Origin of the sequence: Enterococcus faecalis, from assembly GCF_029024925.1 — a bacterium.
GTDB lineage: Bacteria > Bacillota > Bacilli > Lactobacillales > Enterococcaceae > Enterococcus > Enterococcus faecalis.
The window spans coordinates 2,830,891-2,850,081 of sequence record NZ_CP118962.1; the positions used below are offsets into that span (position 1 = coordinate 2,830,891).

Annotated in this window: 13 protein-coding genes; all 13 read right to left on the reverse strand. The window is 40.5% G+C overall.

The window, feature by feature from the left end; genetic code table 11:
* Positions 1–7: 7 nt before the first annotated feature.
* The 13 genes from rsmG to PYW42_RS14025 all read right to left on the reverse strand — a co-directional run bounded on the left by rsmG (position 8) and on the right by PYW42_RS14025 (position 18,838).
* On the reverse strand, positions 8–724 hold the full coding sequence (rsmG, locus tag PYW42_RS13965) for a 16S rRNA (guanine(527)-N(7))-methyltransferase RsmG (protein WP_002363562.1): 717 nt from the start codon (positions 722–724) through the stop codon (positions 8–10).
* A gap of 247 nt (positions 725–971) precedes the next feature.
* Positions 972–1,958 carry a DUF3114 domain-containing protein gene (locus tag PYW42_RS13970; RefSeq protein WP_002359189.1) on the reverse strand — a complete coding sequence of 329 codons (987 nt, stop codon included), beginning with the start codon at positions 1,956–1,958 and terminating at the stop codon, positions 972–974.
* 410 nt (positions 1,959–2,368) lie between these two features.
* Positions 2,369–4,141 carry an oleate hydratase gene (locus PYW42_RS13975; protein ID WP_002361446.1) on the reverse strand — a complete coding sequence of 591 codons (1,773 nt, stop codon included), beginning with the start codon at positions 4,139–4,141 and terminating at the stop codon, positions 2,369–2,371.
* 200 nt (positions 4,142–4,341) lie between these two features.
* Positions 4,342–5,019: a fructose-6-phosphate aldolase gene (locus PYW42_RS13980; protein ID WP_002389452.1), complete on the reverse strand. Its 678-nt coding sequence runs from the start codon at positions 5,017–5,019 to the stop codon at positions 4,342–4,344.
* A 27-nt stretch (positions 5,020–5,046) separates the two neighbouring features.
* Positions 5,047–5,403 carry a PTS glucitol/sorbitol transporter subunit IIA gene (locus tag PYW42_RS13985; RefSeq protein WP_002355981.1) on the reverse strand — a complete coding sequence of 119 codons (357 nt, stop codon included), beginning with the start codon at positions 5,401–5,403 and terminating at the stop codon, positions 5,047–5,049.
* A 24-nt stretch (positions 5,404–5,427) separates the two neighbouring features.
* Entirely contained in the window at positions 5,428–6,423 is a 996-nt protein-coding gene (srlE, locus tag PYW42_RS13990; protein WP_002355982.1) for a PTS glucitol/sorbitol transporter subunit IIB, read from the reverse strand.
* A 16-nt stretch (positions 6,424–6,439) separates the two neighbouring features.
* The gene (srlA, locus tag PYW42_RS13995; RefSeq protein ID WP_002389431.1) at positions 6,440–6,994 is read right to left on the reverse strand and encodes a PTS glucitol/sorbitol transporter subunit IIC; all 555 of its coding nucleotides are present in this window, start codon (positions 6,992–6,994) and stop codon (positions 6,440–6,442) included.
* Positions 6,994–7,479, reverse strand: coding sequence for a transcriptional regulator GutM (locus PYW42_RS14000; protein WP_002355985.1), 486 nt, complete (start codon positions 7,477–7,479; stop codon positions 6,994–6,996). Before PYW42_RS14000 ends, srlA begins: the two co-directional genes overlap by 1 nt.
* The gene (locus PYW42_RS14005; protein WP_010816069.1) at positions 7,476–9,338 is read right to left on the reverse strand and encodes a BglG family transcription antiterminator; all 1,863 of its coding nucleotides are present in this window, start codon (positions 9,336–9,338) and stop codon (positions 7,476–7,478) included. Before PYW42_RS14005 ends, PYW42_RS14000 begins: the two co-directional genes overlap by 4 nt.
* Positions 9,339–9,353: 15 nt before the next feature.
* Positions 9,354–10,154: an SDR family oxidoreductase gene (locus tag PYW42_RS14010; RefSeq protein WP_002355987.1), complete on the reverse strand. Its 801-nt coding sequence runs from the start codon at positions 10,152–10,154 to the stop codon at positions 9,354–9,356.
* A 171-nt stretch (positions 10,155–10,325) separates the two neighbouring features.
* Complete coding sequence (gene mnmG, locus PYW42_RS14015; protein WP_002389467.1) at positions 10,326–12,224, reverse strand: tRNA uridine-5-carboxymethylaminomethyl(34) synthesis enzyme MnmG; 1,899 nt, start codon at positions 12,222–12,224, stop codon at positions 10,326–10,328.
* A gap of 19 nt (positions 12,225–12,243) precedes the next feature.
* Positions 12,244–13,641, reverse strand: a complete 1,398-nt coding sequence (gene mnmE / locus PYW42_RS14020) for a tRNA uridine-5-carboxymethylaminomethyl(34) synthesis GTPase MnmE (RefSeq protein ID WP_002355989.1) — start codon at positions 13,639–13,641, stop codon at positions 12,244–12,246.
* Positions 13,642–13,873: 232 nt separating this feature from the next.
* Positions 13,874–18,838: an Ig-like domain-containing protein gene (locus tag PYW42_RS14025; protein WP_002389408.1), complete on the reverse strand. Its 4,965-nt coding sequence runs from the start codon at positions 18,836–18,838 to the stop codon at positions 13,874–13,876.
* Positions 18,839–19,191 lie beyond the last annotated feature (353 nt).

The following is a 19,191-nucleotide window of genomic DNA, read 5'->3' on the forward strand; positions in this document are numbered from 1 at the left end:
CTCCATCTTATTTAATCGGTTGTTTATTTGGTAATCCAGGTTTTCTGGGATATTTTTTAGGGGTTTCTTTTTTCTTTTGAATCACGACAATGTGACGTTCGTCTGCCGTAATCGGCAAAGTAAAACCAACTTCTTTTTGAAATTGACCGCCTAATGTAGCGATTGCAGGTTTTGCTTCATTAATTTCTTCTTCACTTTTCGATGCTTTTAAGGCTAAAAAATAGCCTTCTTTTTTAACTAAGGGTAAACACAGTTCACTTAAAACATTTAATCGTGCAACTGCTCGCGCTGTAACGTAATCAAACGCGCCACGAAATTCTGCTTTTTGACCAAATGTTTCTGCACGATCATGATACAAAGAAACATTAGCCAAACCTAGTTGATTCACCAACTCTGTTAGGAAAGTAATTCGTTTATTTAAAGAGTCAACAATTGTGACATTTAATGAAGGAAAAACAATTTTCAAAGGAATACTTGGAAATCCTGCGCCTGCGCCAACATCACAAATGGCTTTGTCACTGGCAAAGTCTTCAAAGAATGCCAACGAAACAGAATCATAGAAATGTTTCAAATAAACTTCTTTTTCTTCTGTAATGGCTGTTAAATTCATTTTTTCATTCCATTCTACTAGTAAATGGAAATATTGGTCAAATTGTGTCATCTGTTGGTTTGTCAATTCAATGCCTTTTTCGGCTAATAGTTGTCTAAATTCTTCGGGTAGCATAAAGACTCCTTCCTTTTTTGTGAAACAGAAAAATGTTTCACAATCATCTTTTCCTACTTTAACGCAAATAGCAATTTCTTGCAATGCTTTTCGGAAGATTTTTGCCTGAATGATAAAAGAAAAACCCGCCTTTTTATGTAGTAAAAAGTCTCTAGCCACGGGCCAAAATGTTCAATTGGCGGCAACGAAAACCGCCTTTCTCTAAGAGTAAAACAAGCCAATGTTTCATGTGAAACATTGGCTTGTTTTACTTACTATAATCATCGCACTTTATTTGTCGTTCTCTGCGGTAGTCGTATTCTTGGATACGGGGACTTAACCAACCTTTTTTGGCTGTTTTTCGTAATTGATGATCAAATCTCCCTGGTGGTGAACTATCTAGTAATTCATGGGTACGATTATTCCGATTTGCATAATTAAACGATTCACCATTCAAGACTTTTTCCTGGTATTCATTGTTTTTGGCCGCTTGATAATAAGCTGGATTACTAATTAATCTGCCTCGCCAGTCTTCAACTAACACATCCCACTGGGTTACAAAGGTCCCTTCTTCATTCAAAATAAACTCACTGTGAAAATTAGGCGTCAATCGTTTCTTATTAATCAAAGAATAAGATGCCCCCTCAGGGTATTTGTTGTGTAAACGAGCAGAGCTTTTTTTCAGTTTCCGCCCGCCCATTCCTTGCGGCTTGGCCGCAAAAACATAGCGTTTTAATGCCTGTTCATCGGTGTCCCCTTCTTGTTTAAAAAAATCGCGGATATACGTGATATTTTGACGATCAATATACATTCTTAATTGATGTATCTTTTTCGCTTTCTCTTGATTAAAGCTCCCAAGAAGACCTAACGGATAGGCTTTTTGAACTGTTTTTGCCAACAAATGCCAAAACGTCGCATGCGGTGCAATCGTCTTCGAGAAACGATAAGGTCCTACTAATTGCAACATGCCATGCTGATCCAACACTGCACCTAATTGCCATAACAGTAACGAGAGCTTTTCTTGCGGACGATAAGCCGAAAAGCGAAATAATCGCTCATACGCTGAAGAGCCCACTTCTTCCACTTCAGAAAACAGTTCCGTGACTGCTGTTTTCGCTTGCTCAAGTGGCAAGAAACGCGTGTCTTTTATGGCGCTTTCCACTAATCCATAAACAGCTTGGCGGTCCCAGCCAGCGTCAATCGCCGCCTCTACACCAGCACTCATTGCTTGTTGTAATTCTTGCCAACGTCCCATCTTCTCGCCGCCTTTTTCTATATACTTCTTCTATAATGATAATCCTTTCCCCGCAAAATGCCAACTGCTTTAACGCAAAAAAACAACCCGCCCTTTGGGGAAGGGCGGGCGGAGGAGTTAAAAAATGAAAAAGTGTTTTGTTAGGGTTTTGTTTATCGGGTATGTTTAAATAATAGCCGTTAAATGTGAAGAAACTATGGTAAAAATGCGCCTTCTTTTCAACAAAATTTTGAAAAAGTCTCTTCAGAAATTAAGATTTTTTTGCGAAGTTGCCCACTGGCTACTCCCATTCAACATATTATATATTTAATATCTATAAAATCGCAAAAGAAATATACACAATAATGAATATTTATTCAACGGTTAATAAAACAACCAAAAAAGCGAGTGATTTACACTCGCTTTTTCAACTAAATTAAATGATTTTCTCTTAAAATATCACCAATATACGTATCCTCAAATTTCTTCACAAAGTGTTCAACCATTTTGCGTTCCACGAACGGCATATCCATTTCTGTTAATTTTTTCTTGTCAGATAAATAATAAACAGAGTTTGCTAAGACGCGCAAGTCGTATGCAGAAGCAAACACTTCTGGTACTCCGCGTTCAACCTCTAGCAATTGATAAACAGCTTCCATCGCTGTCCGTACAGAATACTCTGTTGTAAACACCGTATCTCGTTCAGTATCTGCGAAGTTCCCAATGAAAGCAAGATTTTTAGAGCCGTTTGGTACAACTAATGGTCGATCGCCTGGTTCTCTTAACATAAAGTAAGAAGTGATAAACGGCATATAAACCGGAATAGTGGTAGCCGATTCTTCTGAAATACGTTCAATTTCCCCTTCTGGGACCCCTAAATGATAAAGTAACTCTTGCGTAATTTCTTGGCCTGTACATTGTTCGATTGGTTTTTTAATATAATTTCCTGGTTTATTAGAAAGTAATCCATATACCCAAGTTATAGATTGTTGATCATTTTGTTCTTTGAAATGCGGTTGTCTATGCATAGCAAAACTCATCATCCAATTAGAGTCTTTGATAGTAATAATACCACCTGTGACAATTTTTCCTGTCCGTAATTTACGATGTGTTAACCGAGAAAGATACGGTTCAATATCGAAATTTTCCCACGTAATCGTTGCTGAGACAAACCAACTTTCATCTGGTAAATTTTCACAGAAAACTTCTGGGTGCCCAAATTCTGGGGATTGTTTTGCTAAGTTTTTCCAGAGATTCCAACTTCCCCCTAGTTCATGAGTAATTGGTGCTGGTGTATGATGATCTCCTTGCGTCGAACTTTCAGTAATTGAGCCATTCGTTACGAAGACTAAATCATTTTCAGTTAAAGGAATTTCTTTGGTTTTGCCCGCTTGTGTCAGCAATAATCGCCGAGCAACTTTAGTAGCTCCTTTGATGTCGACTTGGATATCATTGATCGTTGTTTCATATTGAAAGTCTACCCCTTGATTGGTTAAAAAGCTTAGTAATGGTTTCACTAACGATTCGTATTGATTGTATTTGGTAAACTTCAAGGCTGTAAAGTCAGGCAAACCTTTGATGTGGTGGATAAAGCGCATGATGTAACGGCGCATTTCAATGGCAGAGTGCCATTTTTCAAAAGCAAACATTGAACACCAATAGATCCAAAAGTTGGATTCAAAAAATTCTTCGCCGAAAACATCTTCAATTTTTTTGCCAATTAATTGATCTTCAGAAGTCATAAATAAATCAACGATTTCTTTTTGTGCTTTTTTGGATAAAGTAAATTGTCCATCATCTGGGACACGTTCGCCACGGTTATGAATAATGCGGCAATTTGAAGAATTCGGATCATCTAAATCTAAACGGTAAAACTCATCTAGGACAGAGGCATCTTCTACTTCTAATGATGGTACCGAACGAAATAGATCCCACAAACACTCGAAATGGTTTTCCATTTCGCGTCCGCCGCGAGTGACAAAGCCATCATGGGGAATAAATTTACCATCTAAAGAACCGCCAGACAGCGTGAGTTCTTCAAAAATGTGAATATTTTCGCCCTTCATTTGACCGTCACGAATTAAGAAAACAGCCGTTGCTAAACCTGCTAGGCCACCACCAACGATGTAGGCACTCTTGTCATCTACACCTTTTGGTTTTCTTGGTCGAGCAAATGCTTCATAATTTCCATTTGTGTATCTCATTCTCGTTTCCTCCTATCATTTGATACCCTCATCATACTGCTACCAAAAAAAATACCCAAAAGATAACCCTTTTTTTTAAGAAATTCTTTGACAAATAAAGAAAATTGTCTAATTTTTAAGCAAATGAATAATCGTAGATGTTTCATGTGAAACAAAAAAAGAACGAGAAGAAAAATGGCCGCTTTTTCTTCTCGTTCTTTTTATGCTAATTCGTTTACCGTTTCTACTCCAAAAACAGCAACCCAATCTTCCTGAAAATCAGTTACTGCTTTTTGAATGGCGGGCATTGCCAAGCCTTGTGTCACGAGTTCTGGTGCGATAGTGACCGCTTGCGCCCCCATTTGACAGGCTTGATTAATTTGTGCCACGTTTTTAAAACTAGCAGCTAAGATCTTACTCTTTGCGTTCGTCCGTTTAATTTCTGCAGCTAAATGCTCAATAACCTTTTGAGAATCAATTGTTAAATTCTCCATCCTATTATAATACGGTGCTAAATAATCTGCACCTGCCGCAATCGCTAGGTAGCCTTGAAATTCTGTATAAATAGCGGTTGCTGTTATCCGATAATTTGCCTGCTTTAGTTGTTTGATGGCTGCCAAGCCTGCTTCATTGACTGGGATTTTAATGAATGTTTCTTGGCCTAATTGTTGTACAATGGTTTGGGCATCTTCTAGCATCTCTTCTGTCGTTTGACCGACCACTTGGACGTGCAAACTCGCTTGTCCAATCTTTTTTTTGATTTCTTTCATCTGCGCAAAGAAGTCAATTTTTCCTGCTTGTTTAACAATACTGGGATTAGACGTTACGCCTGCCAGTGGTAAAATTTTCTGATACTTTCGAATAGCCTCAAGATTAATTGTATCTAGCATAAATTCCATCTTTTACGTTCCTCCCTCAAACGATAATTATAGAATAGTGATTGTTGTACCAACAGTTATTTCAGGAATAGCTTTTTCTTCAACATATAATGTACCTGGTAATTCAGGTGTTGTTGCGCCATCAAATTTAATAGTAATGTGACCCAATGTGTCTAAATTAGTTAATACTACCTCGCCTACAGCGGTAATCTGGTAAGTTTGTTCATCAATCACTAACGTTTGCTTGTCCGTAATCGCTTCTGTGACTGGCTGAACCTCAATGTTATAACAATAATCTGCTAAAGCATCTGGTGCATCTTTTCCAAATAAGATGACCATTTTTTCTTCTTTAAATAATTCGGCTTCTGGCCCAATAGACTGAACCTTTGTTGTAAATACTGACATTTCCCATCCTCCAAAAAAAATTTTTTAACTATACAATCCAAAACTTGCTAACCAAGCAACTAGTACTCGAGGGGCACCATTTAAGAAACGAGAATATAAAACAGAAGGGACCCCGACTTCAACGGTTTCAGCTTCAGCTTCTTCCAAGCCTAAGCCCACGGGAATAAAGTCGCACGCGTTTTGTGTATTAATAGCAAACAATGCTGGTAAGGCTAGTTGTGGCGGAATGTTGCCTTTCCCAATTTCCACACCAATTAACGTACCAATTACTTGGCTGATTACTGCTCCAGGACCTAATAAAGGAGAAAGAAACGGCAGAGAACAAATAAAACCAATAATTGTTAAACCCACAATGTTTCCTGCCAATGGCGCCATGATATTGGCAAAAAATTCACCAATTCCTGAACCTTGAATCACACCAATTAATAAAGAAACAAATGCCATAAACGGAATCACTGTGTTGATCATCGTTTGTACGCCTTCACGGGCTGATTGGTTGAATGTCGCTACAACTTTTCCTGCACCCATACCAATTTTCGCAACAAAACTTTGTTGTTCCGCTTTTTGTTCAGTAATTTTTTTACTTGTATCATATTTAAATTCTGTTTTTTTCGAGGTGGGCTTTTCTGTATCAGCAGCAGCTTCTTCTGATGTCAATGTAATTTGTTTCGGGCCTACAGCGGAAACATAAATTGTCTCATTAATGTATTGTGCTAAGGGACCACTTTTGCCAGTTGGAACAACGTTAATAGTAGGAATTCCTTTTTTAGGATAAATTCCGCAACGAAGAGTGCCTCCACAATCAATAATGGCTAATGCGATTTCATCATCTGGAATCGATGTCTTAAAACCATTGACCGCTTCCATTCCTGTCAATTCTACGATTTTATCAACAATTGCGGGTTTCTCGCCGCCACCTGTAATGTAAATAAATTTATGTTTTTCTTCTGTCGGTGTAATCACTAAGGGCCCACCATAACCGCCATTTCCTTTAACTACCTTAATACTATTGTACGTCATCTCACCTTGCTCCTTTCTAATCCACAGCAATCTCTACTGTTTTACTAAGGGTAATTCCTTGTTGTTTGCAAACATAGGCGGTAGTGAAATCGGTAACCCAACCGCCAATAAAATTCATTAATATCCCTACAAACATATAGCGAATCGCTAGGTCCATCGAATTTAGTCCTAACGTATCAATCCCTTGCGCAATCCCTAACCAAACGAACAATTCACCAGGATTAATATGAGGAAAAACTCCATTACTGGTATGACAAAATTGCGCTTGTGCAGCATAATAGCTAGGTTTATAGTATTCTGGTAAAAATCGTGCCATCGTAAAGGACATTGGATTGCCTAACATAAAAGCGGATAAAAAAGGCAGCACTAAATATCGCGTAATAGGATTTTTGGCAGAAAGTTTGGCTACTTTGGTTACTCTTTCTTCTCCTAGAAAAGCAATTAAGGTATTCATAGCTACCATTAACATCAAAACAACAGGTACGATGCCTGTCATCCAAGAAATAAATGTTTCTGCTCCTGTTTGGAAAAGGTGCATAAATCCTTCCGCAAATTTTGTAATATAAGACATTACTCGACACTTCCTTTCAATTTTGTTTGTACTTTATTTTTCCATAATTGCCATTGAATTTTGGCTCCATTAAGCGGCGTTAATGGTTGTGTTTCTTGATAATTGCCAAGCTCAACACGTAAGTAAATTTCTCGTGCATTTTCCATCGCTTGTTGGGTTAATTTATTTTCCTTTTGTACGAGTGGATGGTAATGATCCATATAATGAATATCCTCGTTCACGTACTGAGGTAAGGGATGAAATTTAGCTAGAACGGTGACACCTTGCATCTTTCTAGCGGCTAAGATTTTCCCTTGCGAATCCACAGCAAACAAGATAATCGTGCCTGCTTTTAACTTCCCTGCACGTCGACCAATCGCGACTTTCCCTAATTGTCGCAATTCTTGGTAGTTTTGATTAAAGTGTTTAATCTGTTTCATTCCCATAGCTATCTGAACGAAGTAAGCTGTTAAAAAAAGCGCCCCGAATACGTAGATAAAACTCATATGATAATCCCCTTCCTTTGCATCCACTCTTTAACCGCTAAAACATCTCGTTGCTTCCGTAACTCATTACGTAAACGTTCGTCTCCTGCGATTGTAAACAAGCGGTCATATAGTTGTAGTAACTCTGCTTCAACAGTGGCCGTCAGCTCTTCTGGAATACCCAACAGCAAAATAACATCAACTTTACCTTCTGGTGTAACCAGTGATTCTTCAAAAACCCCAATCGATAAAATAATCGTTGGTAAGGCTTGATTAATTGTATTGGGAAAGGCAATCCCCGATTCAAAAATAGTTGTTTGTTGATCTTCTCTAGTAAAAATTCGTTCGATAAATTGAGGATCTACTAATTTTTCTGCTTCTAAATCAGCAACCATTTTCTGGATATTCGCTCGGTAACCTTGAGTATTCTCTAATAATTGATAGGTCATATGAATATTTTGAGATTCCACGGAACGAATTTCTTTTGCTCTCTGCCACTCATTTCTGAGCCAAGTATCGTTAAATAAATTAGTTAAATGGATCATCGGTGTTTGTGGTCGAATATTTTTTAAGGGAATGGTTGTAAAAATAGCAAAATATTGATTCAATTCTCTTCTCTCTGCCTCTTCTTCAGAAAAATGGGCAATCTGGACGTCTGGACCCAAAACTTTTTCCAATTGCCGCTGAATGATCAAGGCCGTTCCATGACCTGTACTGCAGATTACAGCGATTTCTTTTTTGGCTCCCGCTTCATAGTTCCCTCTCAATGCTAGTTCAAAATACAAAGCGAGATACCCAAATTCAACCGTCGGCACACAACGATTCAACAAACGGCCCAATTCTTGCAAGCCAATTTTGGCTAATTCATAGGCCAAAGGATATTGTCGTTCAATTTCTCCATAAAATAAATCGTGACACTCCACATGAAAAACGAGTCGATTCATCACGTTTCTTAAATGATCTTTCATTTCTGAAAACAAGAAGTCCTCATCAAATTCAACAACAACTGAATGATGAATTTTTTTCATCATTTTTTGAAAATAGTCAGCTAAGAGTCCTTCATCAGCCAATAAAGAATTACGAATATGGTTTGTGTTGATGTTAAAAGGAAAGCTGATAAAGGAACGTTCCCATTGGCTTAACGTTACATTATAGGTTATTTCCAAGTGATACATCAGTTCTTCAATCTGCTCGTTATGACGAACATAATCAACATATTCTGGTGGTAGTTCCGTAATGAGTTTTCCAGCTAAAACACGCTGCAAAACAATTGAAACCACTCTTCGTAAAAGAAAACTATCTTGTTTCGCTAGTCTTGTTTCTTTGATTATTTTTTGTATCATTTGTTTGGTAGTTTCATGAAGAAACTGTTCTTCAAAATATTCTTGGACGTAATTCACATGAAGTAAGCGTAAATCAAACTCTTTTCCTTCTAAATGAATGCCACGGTTTGGCGTGCCTACAACCGCAACCTGCCAAGGAGCAATCAGCTCTTTCATGCGCTTAATGTCTTTATTAACTGTGCCGCGACTAACGGCGAGTTCTTCGGATAAATCATAAGTTGAAATAAATTGATCTTCTTCTATTAATCGTTTGATAATGTAGGAAACACGCTTGCTTGAAGAATTAAAATCAGATTCCCTTTTTAGCCGTCCAGACAAAACCTCTTCAAAACCTTCAAAGTTATTGATTTCTAACTGAAAGAGATTTTCCTTCTGAATAATTTGGGCGATACCGATTAATTCATCATTCAATGTATCAATGTTTTTACGAACTGTTTGAGGACTTGCGGCTAATTTTTCTTGCAATTCCTGTAAGCTCATTCCTTTGTGATCAACTAGTAATTTTATTACTTGGTACCATCTATTTACTAGCGTCATTTAGTTTTCCCACCTCTATCCTCTTGTTTTACCTCCAGCTACGTTTGTGGTGATGCCTGTAATATAGCTTGAACGGTCTGATAAATAATAGCATACTAAGTCAGCGACTTCATGGAGTTTTCCGCTACGACCTAATGGAATCGTACTTGTTTTTGAATAACCTGCTCGCAATTGCTCAACAGAAATGTTTCGTGTATAAGCCAATGCTTCTTCGTATGCTAAAGTGCGCAAGCCCGTTTCTTCCATAATGCCTGGCGCAATCCCCACGACACGGACGTTTGATTTTCCTAACTCTTTAGCCCATGAACGTGTATAACTGCTGACCGCTGCTTTCGTTGCAGCGTAGGCGCTTTGCCCTTCGGAGCCTTCTAATCCAGCTTCTGAAGACATATTAATAATGACACCTGCTTGTTTTTGTACAAGAATCCGGCCCACTGCTTGGCTCATTAGGTAGAGCCCTTTTTGATTGATGGCTACAATTTTGTCGAATACCTCATCCGATAATTCATAAGGCCCATGAGGATGATTTTTATCCACCAATAGACGAGGAATATTGATTCCGGCATTATTTACTAGGCCATCTACGGTTCCAAATTTTTCCACCACTTGAGCGACACCCGCTTCTACTTCTGCTCGAGAAGTTACATCGACTTTCACAAAGAGTAAATGCTCATGTTGCGTTTCTGATGCTGAAATATCAAAATTAGCGACATAGACCTCTTGTGCTAACAAGCTTTCAACAATGCTACGACCAATACCAGATGAGCCTCCTGTAACAATCACTACTTTTCCTTTAATTCCTAACCAATCTGTCATTTGTTCCACTCCTATCATTTGTTTGCGCTTTCGGTATAGGTCAGTTTGTGAAATTATTTAAGACAGTCTTTTTTTGCAGTTTAGAAAAAAAAGTAGACTAATTCAAAACAAAAAAGCAGTTGCTTCTTCACAATCAATCATCCGTGAAGAAGCAACTGCTTCAAATTTTTATTATCCTTGCACTTTCGCGATTTTTCCTTGTTCGATGTAGACCATCAAAATGCTAATGTCAGCGGGGTTCACACCGCTGATACGGCTTGCTTGGGCAATCGTTTCTGGTTGGATTTTTTGTAGTTTTTGTTTTGCTTCTGTCGCCAAGCCGTTAATCGCTTGGTAATCAATGTTTTCTGGAATGCGTTTTGCTTCCATGCGTTTTAGTTTCTCAACTTTTTCCATGGCTTTTTTAATGTAGCCTTCGTACTTGATTTGAATTTCTACTTGTTCAATTACTTTCGGATCGAGTGCCTCTTCAGGTGCGGGAATAAATTGAGCGACTTCTTGATAACTGATTTCTGGGCGTTTCAGAAAATCTCTAGCTAAAATACCGTCTTTTAAGCCAGCAGCGCCTTTGGTTTCCAAAAATGCTTGCACTTCTTTGGTTGGTTTAATCCGATGTTTGCCTAAGCGGGCAATTTCCGCTTCAACAGCCGCTTTTTTGACTAGATAGGCGGCATATTGTTCTTCTTTGACTAAGCCAATTTCATGACCCATTTCTGTTAAACGTAAGTCCGCATTGTCATGTCGTAAAATCAAACGATACTCCGCACGTGACGTTAATAAGCGATAAGGTTCGTTAGTGCCTTTTGTAACTAAATCGTCAATCATGACGCCAATATAGCCATCACTACGTTTTAAAACAAGAGGCTCTTTGCCTTGAATTTTCAATGCAGCGTTAATTCCTGCCATCAAGCCTTGACCAGCAGCTTCTTCGTAGCCACTAGTTCCGTTCGTTTGACCTGCTGTATAAAGATTTTCAATGACCTTTGTTTCTAATGTTGGGCGTAATTGGTGAGGGACTACCACATCGTATTCAATGGCGTAACCTGTACGCATCATTTCTACTTTTTCTAATCCTTCAATAGAATGAAGCATTTCTGTTTGGACATCTTCTGGTAAAGAAGTAGATAAGCCTTGGACGTAAACTTCTTCGGTATTCAACCCTTCTGGTTCCAAGAACAATTGGTGTCTTGGTTTGTCTGCAAAACGAACAATTTTGTCCTCGATGGATGGGCAATACCGAGCGCCCACACCTTCAACAATCCCAGTAAACATTGGGGCGCGGTGTAGATTTTTTTGAATAATTTCATGCGTTGTTTCATTCGTATAAGTTAACCAACAAGGTTCTTGGTTTTGATTGTAGGCACTATCTAGCGTGCTGTAACTAAAGTGGTTGGGTTCTTTATCGCCTGGTTGTTCCTCTGTCACAGAATAATCAATCGTACTTGATTTTACTCGTGGCGGCGTTCCTGTTTTAAAGCGATCGATTTCTAAACCTAATTCTTTTAAATGATTGGCTAAACCAACGGAAGGTTGCGAATTGTTTGGTCCTGATGAATATTTTAATTCACCAATAATAATTTCGCCACGCAAGGCAGTACCGGCAGTAATCACCACTGCTTGACTACGGTATGCGGCACCTGTTGAAGTTACAACACCACGACAAACGCCATCTTCCACGATTAATTCTTCAACAATCCCTTGACGAAGGGTTAAATTTTCTTCTTTTTCAATGGTATGTTTCATTTCTGTCGCATAGGCATGTTTGTCAGCTTGCGCGCGCAACGCACGCACTGCTGGACCTTTACCAGTATTTAGCATCCGCATTTGGATGTAGGTTTTATCAATGTTTTTACCCATTTCGCCGCCTAATGCATCGATTTCTCGGACAACGACTCCTTTGGCAGGTCCACCAACAGAAGGGTTACATGGCATAAAAGCAACCATATCTAAATTAATCGTTAAAAGTAACGTTTTAACGCCCATTCGTGCGGCTGCTAAGGCTGCTTCAGAGCCAGCATGTCCAGCACCGACGACAATAACATCATATGATTCTGCTTGATATTGATTCATAAAAAATTCCTCTCTTGTCTTATTTTCCTAAACAAAATTGACTAAATAACTGTGTAATTAATTCATCTTGGACACTATCGCCGACGATTTCCCCTAAATAATCCCAACAACGGGTCATATCAATTTGAACTAAATCGACTGGCATACCTGCTTCGATGCCGTTAATCACTTCTTGTAACGAAAGCGCTGCTTGATCTAGCAAAGCAATATGACGTGTATTAGAAATATAGGTAGCATCTTTTTCGCCTGTTTGGCCGCCAAAGAAAAGATCAGCAATTTTCGCTTCTAACTGGTCTAAGCCTGTGTTTGACAACACCGAAACGGATAAAATTTCTTCTGCAGGGACTAATTCTTGTAATTCGTTAGGATCCAGTTTTGTCGGTAAGTCCATTTTATTTAAAAGAATAACGCGTTTTAAGCCTTTCGTTGCTTCCAACAGTTGACGATCTTCCTCTGTCAATTCTTCGCTTTGATTTAAGACTAACAAAATTAAATCCGAATCTGCTAACGCTTTGCGGCTACGTTCGACACCAATTCGTTCCACAATGTCTTCTGTTTCGCGAATCCCCGCTGTATCAATTAATTTTAAAGGAACGCCGCGAACGTTAACGTATTCTTCAATGACATCACGTGTCGTTCCAGCAATATCTGTAACGATGGCTTTTTCTTCTCGTAACAGATGGTTTAACAAACTGGATTTCCCGACATTTGGTCGGCCAATAATTGCTGTACTTAGACCTTCTCGCAAAATTTTTCCTTGTTTAGCGGTCGTTAATAATTGTTGAATCTGCGCTTTCACAAATTCGGCTTTTTCTAAAAGTAATTTCGTGGTTAATTCTTCGACATCATCATACTCTGGATAATCGATATTAACTTCTACTTGTGCTAAAGTATTTAAAATTTCTTGTCTTAATGAACGAATTAACGCCGACAAGTTACCATCCAATTGATTCAATGCAACATTCATCGCTTTATCTGTTTTAGCACGGATTAAGTCCATCACTGCTTCTGCTTGTGAAAGATCCATTCGGCCATTTAGAAAAGCACGTTTTGTAAATTCCCCAGGTTCGGCCATTCGTGCGCCTTCACGTAACAGTAATTGCAGTAGTTGGTTCACCACGACAATGCCGCCATGACAGTTAATTTCTACCACGTCTTCTCGTGTAAATGTTTTCGGTGCCCGCATCACAGAAAGCATGACTTCATCAATCAATTGATCGTTTTGCGGATCAACAATATGACCATAATGAATCGTGTGCGTGGGGACTTTAGCTAAATCTTTAGTGCCTGACCGATAAACTTTGTTTGCAATAGCAACTGCTTGCTCGCCACTTAAACGAACAATACTAATCGCACCTTCACCTGGCGGCGTAGAAATCGCCGCAATTGTATCAAATTCCATTGTAGCTGATTGCATAATTAGCTTCCTTTCTTCATAACAACAAAAAAAGCGCCCACTCCTCCTGCATTAAAAAATTCAGGTTGGATTTAGCACTTTCACTGCTTGTTCCTTCGATTTTCTGAAAATAGAATAGCACATTTTATTCTATTTGGCAATTTTTCTTCATTAAATGGAACGAGAAAACGTATCATTGAGTGGGGAATTCTCAACAATACGTTTTCTCATCTATAGGAATTAAAGGAGAGAGCTAGTTTTTACGTTTGCGTTTGATGATTCCCATGCTCGCAAGGAGTGCGACAAAGGCGCCAAACAAACTTGTTGTCACGGCTGAAGACTCTTTTTCACCTGTGCTAGGTAAGTACCCTGTTTTCCCGTGATTTCCAGTGCCATAACTGATGGTACTTAGTTTAGGGTGGTAGCCACTACCATTTGTACCGAGGCCATTGCCTAGTGAACCTAAGCCAGAACCTGTTGTGCCTAAACCAGAACCTCCATTTGGATTTGAACCTGTGTTTGAACCATTCCCATTATTCCCGCCAGTTGCGCCATTGTTTCCTGTGTTGCCGCCTGTATTGCCGTTATTTCCGCCAGTGTTACCATTGCCTCCTCCAGGATTCGTTGGGTCGGCTGGTGTCATGAAGGTTGTAGCCGTACTGTAATGTCCTGCGCCATCGGTAGCTGTCGCAAGTAAACTTTGTTGAGCAGTCGCTTGTCCCGCTGTTAATTGGATAGCGAAGTTGCCTTCAGCATCGGTGGCACCTACAGCAATCACACTTCTTAATAGTCGGTTACTAATTTGAATGATTCGGTTTGGTTCAGCTGTTCCTTTGATGAGGTAACCGGCTTTAGACGTTCCTAAAACTGAAGAAACAGTTGGTGCCGCAATTTTAATTTCTGGTTCTCCCGTAATATCGGCTGGCGTCATAAATGTGGTTTTAGGACTCACATTTCCTTGTGTATCTGTGGTTAGTGCGGTTAACGTTTCTTTTTCTGTTGCTAACCCTGCTGCAATATGAACGGAGAAGGTGCCTCCAGTAGTTGTATTGCCACTTGCCAATAATTGTTCACTGCTATTGTAAAATTGAACCGTGACATTTGGATCAGCAGTTCCAGTGACTGTATAGCCATTGGCTTTGTTTCCTTCAACCTTCGTAATAGTTGGCGCCGCTAAAACGACATCCGCTGGAATAACGGCTGTAGCTGGTTGACTTTCATTACCAGCGCCATCTTTGCTAATAATCGTAATCGTTTCTCCTGGTGTCACTACGCCAGCTGGTAGAGTCACCGTATATTGGCCGGTTTCGTTAACAGTTGTAGCAGCAATGATGGTTCCGTCTGCGTCACGGACATCAATAGTGGTTTTGGGCTCCGCCGTTCCAGTGATTTCGTAACCTTTACCAGAATTTCCGGTAATAGAATCAATGGTTGGTGTGGCTAAGTCGGCTGGTGTAGTTGCTGTAGCCGGCTGACTTTCTTTTCCTGTTGCATTTTTCGCTACGACAGTTATTGTTTCGTTAGCTGAGGCCTTCCCTGGCTCTAAAGTCACTGTGTATTTGCCATCAGTTCCAGTAGTTGCCATGCCAAGGACTGTGCCATCGGCATCACGCACCTCAACTGTTGTACCAACTTCTGCTGCTCCTACTACTTGATAGCCGTTTGTCGTGCTACCAGTGATTTTGTCAACAGTAGGTGTCGCGACTGGTGCATCTGGATCAGCAGGTGTTTTGAAAGCAGTCGGATTACTTTCTTTCCCAGCAGCATCTTTCGCAATGGCAGTTAAGGCTTCGTTAGCTGTTGCTGTGCCCGTCGGAAGAGTGATTGTAAAGGCGCCAGCACCATCAGTCGTTCCCATAGCAATAACTAAACCTGCTTCATTGTGAATCTCAATGGTGACATTTGGCTCTGCCGTGCCGGTTACTTGATACCCAGTGGCAGTTGTTCCTGTAACAGTCGTCACAGTTGGTGCTGCTACGGTTGCATCTTCAGGGACCGTCACTTCCGTTGGTTGACTTTCATTGCCGTCACCGTCTTTTCCAACAACTGTTAATGTATCACCAGGATTAGCGGCTCCCGCTGGAAGGTCCACAGTAAAGTTTCCTTGATCATCCGTTGTCGTTGTACCAATAATTGTTCCATCTGGGTTCCGTACTTCAATGGTGGTATTAGGGTCCGCCGTCCCAGTGATTTCATAACCAGTTGTTGAATCTCCAGTAATGTCACCAATTGTTGGTGTGGTAACATCAGCGGGTGTCATAGCTGTAGTTGGTTGACTCTCAAGTCCAGTATCATTTTTAGCAACTACATTCACTGTTTGTTTAGCTGTTGCTTTTCCTGAAGCTAACGTCACAGTATATTGGCCAGTCGGTCCAGTTATTGCGGTGCCTAAAACTGTTCCGTCTGTTGCACGAACTTCAATGGTGGTGCCAAGTTCAGCGGTACCTGTCACTTGATATCCTTGTGTTGTATTCCCAGTTACTTTGTCGACACTTGGCGGTGCCACTACTTCATCTGCTGGTGTTTGGAAGGTTGTCGGTGTACTTGTATTGCCATCAGGATCTTTGGCTAACGCTGTCAATGTTTCGTTCGCATTTGCCGTCCTAGCTGGAAGGTTCACAGCAAAGGAACCAGTCCCATCGGCAGTCCCTGTTGCAATCACGTTCCCATCTGCATCACGAATTTCGATGGTAGCATTCGGATCAGCGGTGCCTGTCACCTGATAACCAGCAACTGAATTACCTGTTACTCCTGTTACAGTTGGTGCTGTAACCGTGGCATCAGCAGGAACAAGGACTTCAGTCGGTTGACTTTCATTTCCCGCGTTATCCTTTCCAATCACTGTTAACGTATCCCCAGGATTGGTCGTTCCCGTTGGTAGCGTTACAGTAAAATCACCATTCGCATCAGAGGTACCTGTACCAATGACTGCCCCAGATGGATCACGAACTTCGATTGTTGTGTTAGAGTCTGCTGTTCCTGTAATTTCATAACCCGAACCAGAGTTGCCTGTGATGTTATCAACTGTTGGTGCAGTGACATCAGCTGGTGTTGTCGCCGTTGCTGGTTGACTTTCCGTGCCACTAGCGTTTTTCGCTACAACGCTCAGCGTTTGATTTGCTGTTGCTGTTCCTGAATCTAAAGTCACTGTATATTTTCCGTCAGTTCCAGTTGTTGCAGTATCAAGGACCGTGCCAGCTGCATCGCGAACCTCAATGGTGGTGCCAACTTCAGCAGTCCCTTTGACCTCATAGCCTTTTGTTGTACTACCTGTTACAGTCTCAACAATTGGCGTCGCCACGGGCGTATTAGGATCCGCTGGTGTTTGGAACGTTGTTGGCGTACTTTCTGTACCGCTAGCGTTTTTCGCTACGGCGGTTAACGTTTCATTGGCGCCTGCTTCACCTGCGGGAACGGTAACTGTAAATGCCCCTGTCCCATCAGCGGTACCTGTACCTATTACGGTGCCTCCTGCATTTCGGATTTCAACCGTTGCATTGGCGTCGGCAGTTCCTTTAACTTCGTAACCTGCCGTTGAATTACCTGTAACTCCTGTGATTGTTGGTGCGGTTACGGTTGCTTCATCCGCTGGTGTTTGGAACGTTGTTGGCGTACTTTCTGTACCGCTGGCGTTTTTCGCTACGGCGGTTAATGTTTCATTGGCGCCTGCTTCACCTGCGGGAATGGTAGCTGTAAATGCCCCTGTCCCATCAGCAGTACCTGTACCTATCACGGTGCCTCCTGCATTTCGGATTTCAACCGTGGCATTGGCATCGGCAGTTCCTTTAACTTCGTAACCTGCCGTTGAATTACCTGTCACTCCTGTGATTGTTGGTGCGGTTACGGTTGTCTCATCCGCTGGTGTTTGGAACGTTGTTGGCGTACTTTCTGTGCCGCTGGCGTTTTTCGCTACGGCAGTTAACGTTTCATTGGCGCCTGCTTCACCTGCGGGAATGGTAACTGTAAATGCCCCTGTCCCATCGGCGGTCCCTGTGCCTATCACGGTGCCTCCTGCATTTCGGATTTCAACCGTGGCATTGGCATCGGCAGTTCCTTTAACTTCGTAACCTGCCGTTGAATTGCCTGTTACTCCTGTTACGGTAGGTGCGGTTACTTCACTAGTAGTACCTGCAGCAAAATAAATGTTGGATACACCGTCTGCTGTTGCTAATAAATTAACGTCTAAAAGATCTGTTTGAACGACTGTTCCTACAAAACGAGCATCTAAATTATTGGATAAATTTTGAGGTGTTGAAACGGTAGTTGGTAAAGTAACCGTGGTTGCGCCTAGTAAAGAAGCATCCACTAACTCATTTACGCCTGAACCACCAACCGCTAATAAAGGCAAAGCACCTGAAACAGCCACGTTCACCGTGCCTTTGACAGGAAGCAAGGCTGCATTTATGGCTGTAGCGACAAGATTACTTGGGATACTGGTTCCTTTTGCCTCCAAAGCTTGAACTGCCGCATTCAAATCTTGTAAGATGTTTGAAACATTTTGGGCTAAAACTAACCCTAAACCATCACTAATTGGTGCGCTAATGTATGAGCCGTCAGCTGCTAATGTTTCCGAAGCTGTAAATGAAGCAGCACCTAAGTTTTCAATGTTATTCACTAATTCCAACTGACGATTCACTTCCGTCAAATCAATATCAACACCAGTTAAATTCCCTAAAGCCCCACTGGTAATTTGAGTAATCACATTGGTTAAATCATTGGCTGCATTCAAAACGGCGGTCAAAAAAGTAACTTTTGAAAGATCAATCGTGACATTGGTATTGATTGCTGCGCTGCCTGCTGCAGCTACATTTCCTCTTAACTCAGGAGGAACCACTAACACCGCTTGTTTTTGTCCACTAAACACAGCGGAAGCATCTGCTAAAGCGCCACCAGAAACTGTGAAATTAACTGGTTGATTTTGGTTTGCGGCTGTCCAACGATTACTCGTTGAAGTGCTACTGTCATTATTTGACGTAACATTTGATAATAGTTCGATATCCAAGACCGCTGCTGATGCACTGATTGTGCCAGAGGTAACAGCTATACTTACAGGGATTGCTAATGACGTAAATAATAAACCACTTGATATTGCTAAATTAAGCATCTTGCGTTTTGTCCATTTTTTATGCTGACTTTTCCGATTAAAATCCTCAACAATTTTCTTTTTCATCTGATCGTCCCTCTTTTCTTTAAAATAAACGATAAATACCAAGATCATTAGCTTCCCCTAGTTGTTCATCTCCCCCTTTAGCGATTTAAATGGATTTAACACCTGCAGTTTAGTACATTTCCTCAGCTTTTCAAAATATAATGCTGTGAATTTTTATATAAAAATTCATTTGATAACAAACATCCTGGATATGTTAAAAAACTCACTAATTCATTAGTGAGTTATTATACAATGAGAGGAAAATGAGGAAGTTTATACATTTCTCCTCAATTATTAAAGATAAATAAATTATTTTATTATAACTTATCGTTTGATAAATCGATAATTAAATAACGGAAAATTTTTTTATTTTTTTGAGAAATTCCACTATTATTTTTTCTGCTTCTTTGACTGTTTTTATC